This window comes from Streptomyces sp. NRRL WC-3549 (genome assembly GCF_000721935.1).
GTDB lineage: Bacteria > Actinomycetota > Actinomycetes > Streptomycetales > Streptomycetaceae > Streptomyces.
Genome location: NZ_KL585395.1, coordinates 8,078 through 14,123, shown reverse-complemented (window position 1 = coordinate 14,123; position 6,046 = coordinate 8,078). Strand labels below are relative to the sequence as shown.

Sequence of the window (6,046 nt, the reverse complement as noted above, 5' to 3'; positions counted from 1 at the left end):
GCTCGCACAACCGCCAGCTCGCCGAGGCGGCCGCCAAGCACGCGCCCGAGGGCTCCGCCGTCGAGATCGTCGAGGGGCTGGCCGAACTGCCCTTCTACAACGAGGACCTCGACGTCGAGGGCAGCGTCCCGGCCGCGGCCGTGCGGCTGCGCGAGACGGCCGCCCGGGCCGACGCCTTCCTGCTGTTCTCGCCGGAGTACAACGGCACCATGCCGGCCGTCCTGAAGAACGCGATCGACTGGCTGTCGCGCCCCTACGGCGCCGGTGCCCTCTCCGGTAAGCCGGTCGCCGTGGTCGGCACCGCCTTCGGCCAGTACGGCGGCGTCTGGGCCCAGGACGACGCCCGCAAGGCCGCCGGAGTCGCCGGTGGCGCGGTGCTGGCCGATGTGAAGCTGTCCATCCCCGGCTCCGTGACCCGCTTCGCCGAGACGCACCCGGCCGACGACGCCGAGGTCGTCGCCTCGCTGACCGAGGTGCTCCGCCAGGTCGCGGAGGCCGCTCCGGCCGCCGCCTGACACCTGCGCCACGACAGCCGGCGGCGCGCCGAGGATGCCGCGCCGCCGCCGTCCGGACCCATGGCCCCTTCCCGGCTCGTACCGGGAAGGGGCCGCGTGCGTGTGCGGTCACGTCGGGTGCGGGCGGCCGGGGCCGGCCGGTACGGGCACGGGCCGGCGGAGGTGGCCGGGCCGGAGGGCGGCGGGCTGCCGTGGGGCTCAGTCCTCGTCGCGGTCCAAGTCCAGCAGCGCGCGGAGCACCTGTTCGTCGCGGGCCGGGAGCGCCGTGACGAAGCGCGCCAGAACCGCTTCGCGGTCCTGTTCGCCGTCCAGCACCCGGCGCATCCTCAGCGCGGCGAGCCCGGCCTCGTCCGAGGCGGGCACCCAGACGAACGAGCGGCCCTCGCGGTGGCGCGTCACGGCGTTCTTCGCCAGCAGCCGGACCAGCACCGTCATCACCGTCGTGTACGCGAGGCGGTCGGTCAGGTGTTCCCGCACCCAGCCCGCGGTCACCGGTCGCCGGGCGTCGTGCAGGGCCGCGAGCACCAGCGTCTCCAGCGCGCCCCGCGCCCTTCGTCCCGGGCGCGGCTCGCGCTCCGTCACGAGGTGCCCCCTTTCGCCGTCCGGCCCCCGGCCGGTCGCCGTGCCGGGGCCGGGCCGGTGTACGGGTGCGGGCGGCCGGGCGGTCCCGCCGGGTTCCCGCCGTGTGCGGCCACCGCCGTTATTTCTACAGTGTTGTAGATTTTAATGCGGGACCCGGACCTCGGGCTCCGAACCGACCGCGTGTCTGGAGAGATGAACCATGGGTGTTTCCCTGTCCAAGGGCGGCAATGTCTCGCTGAGCAAGGAGGCCCCCGGCCTGTCCGCCGTCCTGATCGGCCTGGGCTGGGACGCGCGCAGCACCACGGGCGCCGACTTCGACCTCGACGCCTCCGCCCTGCTGCTGGGTACGTCGGGCAAGGTCGTCTCCGACCAGCACTTCGTCTTCTACAACAACCTCACCAGCCCCGACGGTTCGGTCGAGCACACCGGCGACAACCTCACCGGCGAGGGCGAGGGCGACGACGAGTCCCTCAAGGTGAACCTGGCCGCCGTGCCCGCCGAGGTCGACAAGATCGTCTTTCCGGTGTCGATCCACGAGGCCGTGCAGCGGGGCCAGAGCTTCGGCCAGGTGCGCAACGCGTTCATCCGCGTGGTGAACCAGGCCGGCGGCACCGAGATCGCCCGCTACGACCTGTCCGAGGACGCCTCGACCGAGACCGCGATGGTCTTCGGCGAGCTGTACCGCAACGGCGCCGAGTGGAAGTTCCGTGCGGTCGGCCAGGGTTACGCCTCCGGACTGGCCGGCATCGCCTCCGACTACGGGGTCAACGTCTGAGCACCGGCGGGCCGTCCGGCCGGCCGGACGGGGCGTGGGGCGCGGCGGTGGCCCGGGTCCCCCGCACCGTCCGCCCCCGCACATCCAGCGACTGAGAGCGAGACGACGACATATGTCGGTCAACCTGACCAAGGGCCAGCAGGTCAGTCTGAGCAAGTCCGACGGCAGCACGCTGAGTGCCGTACGGATGGGGCTCGGCTGGCGGGCCGTGCAGCGCAAGGGGTTCTTCGCCAGGCTGGCGGGCACCCGGGAGATCGACCTGGACGCCGCGGCCCTGCTGTTCGCCGGCGGACAGCTGGCCGACGTGGTCTTCTTCCAGCACCTGACCAGCGACGACGGTTCCGTACGGCACCTGGGGGACAACCTCACCGGTGGTGACGGCGCCGGTGGTGACGACGAGGTCGTCCTCGTCGACCTCGGCCGGGTGCCCGGGCGTGTCGACCAGATCGTGTTCACGGTCAACTCCTTCACCGGACAGACCTTCGCCGAGGTGGAGAACGCGTTCTGCCGTCTGGTCGACGAGACCACCGGCCGGGAGCTCGCGCGCTACACCCTGAGCGGTGGTGGCTCCTCCACCGCCCAGATCATGGCCAAGCTCCACCGCACGGACGGTGGCTGGCAGCTGAAGGCCATCGGTGAGCCCGCCGCCGGACGGACGTTCCAGGACCTGCTGCCGGCCATCTCCGCACACCTGTGACCTGAGGGCGTCCCGTGGTCCCCGGCGGGCGCGCCGCGGATCGCGGGCCGGCCGCGGGCGGCCCCGCGCCGTCAGTCGCGTGAGTTGCCGAACAGCAGGCGGTACGCGATGAGCAGGACGAGGGAGCCGCTGATCGCGGCGGCCCAGGTGTAGAGGTCGAAGAACTGGTTCTCCACCGGCCGGTCGAGGAAGCGGGCCGACAGCCAGCCACCCACGAACGCTCCCGCGATCCCTATGAGGGTGGTGCCGAACAGCCCGCCCGGGTCACGGCCCGGCAGCAGGATCTTGGCGATGGCTCCGGCGAGCAGGCCGAGCACGATCCAGCCGATGATGCCCACGTCGTTGTCCTCCAGTCGGTCGTGCGGGACGGTCGTCCGATGGGCGACGCCCCCACCCAGTTGCATGATTGCGCAATCCTATGAGCATGTCCGTCTGTCTGACGAGGCTCTTTCGGCGGCCTCCGGGCGCCCCGGCGGTGTCCCGGTCCACGGCCGGCGGTCCGTGCGGGCGGGCTCACGAGGGCCCGGCCCCCCGTCCCGGCAGCGAGGACGGCGCGTCCGGGCGCCTACACTGGATCGGCGCGTGTGCGGCAGCTGTGATGCGGGCGGGACGGGAGAAGACCTTGACAGAGAACGTCGCAGGCTTCGGGGACCCCTCCGCCGAGGTCCTGGCGGACGCGGCCGCCGCGTTCGGACTCCTCGCCTCGTCGGCCCGGCTGCACATCATGTGGGCCCTCTCCCAGGGCGAGAGCGACGTCACGCACCTCGCCGACCGCGTCGGCGGCGCGCTGCCCGCGGTCAGCCAGCATCTGGCGAAACTGAAGCTCGCCGGACTCGTACGCTCCCGCCGTGAGGGCCGCCGCCAGGTCTACTACGTCGACGACCCCGACATCGTCACCGTGGTCCGGGTGATGGTCGGCCAGCTGACCGTGCGCTCCCACCAGGCGCACGCACCGGTCAGCCGGCTGCCCGGGACCGGTGGCTGACACCAGCGCGGCCTCGGGCCGGGACGCGGGGACGGCCGCACGCGCGGCCGTCCCCGCACAGCCACGCGGCCGGGACGGGGCCGTGGCGCCCGCGCCCGCCGTACCGACCGTGCTGGAGGTGCTGCGCGGGCTGGACAGCGGCCCGCGCGGACTGACGGAGGCACAGGCGGAGGAGCGGCTGGCCCGGTCGGGCCCGAACACGCTCCCGGCACGGCGCCCGGTGACCTGGCCCCGGTTGTTCGTACGCAGCCTCCGCGACCCGTTCACCGCGGTCCTGGGGTGCCTCGGGCTGATGTCGGCCGCCGTCCTCGCCTGGGGAACCGCCTCGGTGATCCTCCTGCTGGTCGTGGTGAGCTGCGTGCTGCGCGCGTCCGGGGAGCACCGCGCCGACCGGTCCACGGCCGGACTGCGCGAGCTGGTCGCCACCACCGCCACGGTGCTGCGCCGGCGGGACGGGGACGCGGCGCCCACGGCCCGCGAGGTGCCCGTGGAAGAACTGGTACCGGGGGACGTCGTCCGCCTCGGCCCGGGTGAACTGGTCCCGGCGGACCTGCGGCTGCTGCGGGCGAGCGGGCTCACGGTGCACCAGGCCCCGCTCACGGGCGAGTCGGTGCCCGTCACCAAGTACGCCGACGACACCCCGCGCACGCCCCAGGGCGGCGTGTTCGAGCAGCCGCAGCTGTGCTTCCAGGGCAGCAGCGTCGCCGCCGGCAGCGCGAGGGCCGTCGTCACCGCGACCGGCGCGCGCACCCGGTTCGCCGACGCCCGGGACCCGGACGGCGGCCCGAAGGAGGCGAGCGCCTTCGACCGGTCGGTGCACGGCATCTCCTGGACGCTGATCCGGTTCATGCTGCTCACCCCGCCGCTGGTGCTGATGGCCAACGCGGCGCTGCGCGGCCGGGGCCTGGAGACGCTGCCGTTCGCCGTCGCCGTGGCGGTCGGGCTGACGCCGGAGATGCTGCCGGTCCTGGTCACCACCTGCCTGGCCCGCGGCGCCTCGCTGCTGGCCCGCACGCACGGGGTGATCGTCAAACGGCTGCCGGCGCTGCACGACGTGGGCGCCGTCGACGTCCTGTGCCTGGACAAGACCGGCACCCTCACCCAGGACCGCCCCGTCGTCGACCGCGCCCTGGGAGTGGACGGCCGGGACGACCCGGACGTCCTGCACTGGGCCGCCGTCAACGCCTGGTGGACCCTGCACCTCGCCGACCTGCCGGTACCGGACGCCCTGGACGAGGCGATCCTGGACGCGGCCGACGAGGACGCGCTCCTGGCATACGACGGGGCGGCGGCCGTCCCCTTCGACCCGCTCCGCCGGCTGGCCACCGCCGTCGTCCGTACGCCCGGCCGCCTCGGCCGGCACACGCTGGCGGTCAAGGGTGACGTCGAGGCGGTCCTGGAGCGCTGCGTACTCGACGAGGACGAGCGCGTACGGCTGCGCGACCTCGCCGCCACACAGGCCGAGGGCGGCGTACGCGTCCTCGCGGTCGCCACCGCGGAGCGCCCCGCACGCACCCGCGAGCCCACCCCGGCCGACGAACGCGGGCTCACCTTCCGCGGCCTGGTGACCCTCCGGGACGCGCTCACGCCCACGGCCGCCGACGCGCTGGACGTCCTCACCGGACAGGGCGTCACCGTCAAGATCCTCACCGGCGACCACCCGGGCACCGCGACCCGCGTCTGCCGTGACCTCGGCCTCTTCGCCGCCGACGACGCCGTGCTCACCGCCGACCGCGTGGACGGGCTCACCGACACCGAACTCGCCGAGCTGGCCCGCCGTACGACGGTCTTCGCCCGCTGCACCCCCGCGCACAAGGCCCGGGTCATCCGGGCGCTGCGGACCGCCGGGCACACCGTGGGGTTCCTCGGCGACGGCGTCAACGACCTGCCCGCCCTGCGCACGGCCGACGTCGGCATCGCCCCGCGCGACGCCGCCGACGTGGCCCGGGAGTGCGCGGACGTGGTGCTCGCCGAGAAGGACCTCACCGCGATCGCCCACGCGATCGGCGCGGGCCGGCACGCCGGTGCCAACATCGCCACCTATCTGCGCGTCACCCTCTCCTCGAACCTCGGCAACGTGATCGCGATGCTCTCCGCGGGGCTGCTGCTGCCGTTCCTGCCGATGCTCCCGGTCCAGGTGCTGGCGCAGAACCTGTGCTTCGACGCCGCCCAGCTCGCCTTCGTCCACGACCGCCCGCACCGGTCCGCGCTGCGCCGTCCGACCGAGCTCCGCCCCCGCGAGCTGCTGCGGTTCATCACCGGGTTCGGCCTGCTCAACGCCGTGGCCGACCTCGCCACCTTCGCCGTCCTGGCCCTGGCGCTGCACGGTCCGGGTACGGGGGACGACGAGGCGGCGTTCCACTCCGGCTGGTTCACGGAGAACCTGCTGACCCAGGCCCTGGTGATGCTGCTCCTGCGTCTGGGCCGCCGGGGCGCGGAGGGGCGCAGGCCGGGTCCGGTCGCCTGGGCCGCAGCGGCGCTGGCCGCCATCG

At 74.1% G+C, this 6,046-nt stretch carries 7 protein-coding genes; 5 read left to right on the top strand and 2 right to left on the bottom strand.

Going from position 1 to position 6,046, the window contains the following annotated elements; translation table 11 throughout:
- On the top strand, positions 1-515 hold a 515-nt coding region (locus IH13_RS0112825), incomplete at its 5' end, for an NAD(P)H-dependent oxidoreductase (protein WP_031083949.1).
- Positions 516-713: 198 nt separating this feature from the next.
- Here IH13_RS0112825 and IH13_RS0112820 read toward each other — a convergent pair.
- Complete coding sequence (locus IH13_RS0112820; protein ID WP_031083948.1) at positions 714-1,097, bottom strand: BlaI/MecI/CopY family transcriptional regulator; 384 nt, start codon at positions 1,095-1,097, stop codon at positions 714-716.
- Between the two features lie 199 nt (positions 1,098-1,296).
- Between IH13_RS0112820 and IH13_RS0112815 the strand changes: the two genes are divergently transcribed.
- Together IH13_RS0112815 and IH13_RS0112810 are read left to right on the top strand one after the other, a co-directional pair.
- The gene (locus IH13_RS0112815) at positions 1,297-1,872 is read left to right on the top strand and encodes a TerD family protein (protein ID WP_031083947.1); all 576 of its coding nucleotides are present in this window, start codon (positions 1,297-1,299) and stop codon (positions 1,870-1,872) included.
- A 112-nt stretch (positions 1,873-1,984) separates the two neighbouring features.
- Positions 1,985-2,569: a TerD family protein gene (locus tag IH13_RS0112810; RefSeq protein ID WP_031083943.1), complete on the top strand. Its 585-nt coding sequence runs from the start codon at positions 1,985-1,987 to the stop codon at positions 2,567-2,569.
- 71 nt (positions 2,570-2,640) lie between these two features.
- On the opposite strand, the gene IH13_RS0112805 is transcribed toward IH13_RS0112810, so the two are convergent.
- Positions 2,641-2,907 carry a GlsB/YeaQ/YmgE family stress response membrane protein gene (locus IH13_RS0112805; RefSeq protein ID WP_031083942.1) on the bottom strand — a complete coding sequence of 89 codons (267 nt, stop codon included), beginning with the start codon at positions 2,905-2,907 and terminating at the stop codon, positions 2,641-2,643.
- A 260-nt stretch (positions 2,908-3,167) separates the two neighbouring features.
- Here IH13_RS0112805 and IH13_RS0112800 point away from each other — a divergent pair, with 260 nt between their 5' ends.
- Together IH13_RS0112800 and mgtA are read left to right on the top strand one after the other, a co-directional pair.
- Complete coding sequence (locus tag IH13_RS0112800; RefSeq protein ID WP_199814642.1) at positions 3,168-3,554, top strand: ArsR/SmtB family transcription factor; 387 nt, start codon at positions 3,168-3,170, stop codon at positions 3,552-3,554.
- A partial coding sequence (gene mgtA, locus IH13_RS37335; protein WP_031083940.1) for a magnesium-translocating P-type ATPase occupies positions 3,547-6,046 on the top strand: 2,500 nt, incomplete at its 3' end. The genes IH13_RS0112800 and mgtA, both read left to right, overlap by 8 nt.

Excerpts from the sequence above, each read along its gene's own strand:
- IH13_RS0112815 (WP_031083947.1), top strand. The coding sequence starts at position 1,297 with ATGGGTGTTTCCCTGTCCAAGGGCGGCAATGTCTCGCTGAGCAAGGAG.
- IH13_RS0112800 (WP_199814642.1), top strand. The coding sequence starts at position 3,168 with ATGCGGGCGGGACGGGAGAAGACCTTGACAGAGAACGTCGCAGGCTTC.
- IH13_RS0112810 (WP_031083943.1), top strand. The coding sequence starts at position 1,985 with ATGTCGGTCAACCTGACCAAGGGCCAGCAGGTCAGTCTGAGCAAGTCC.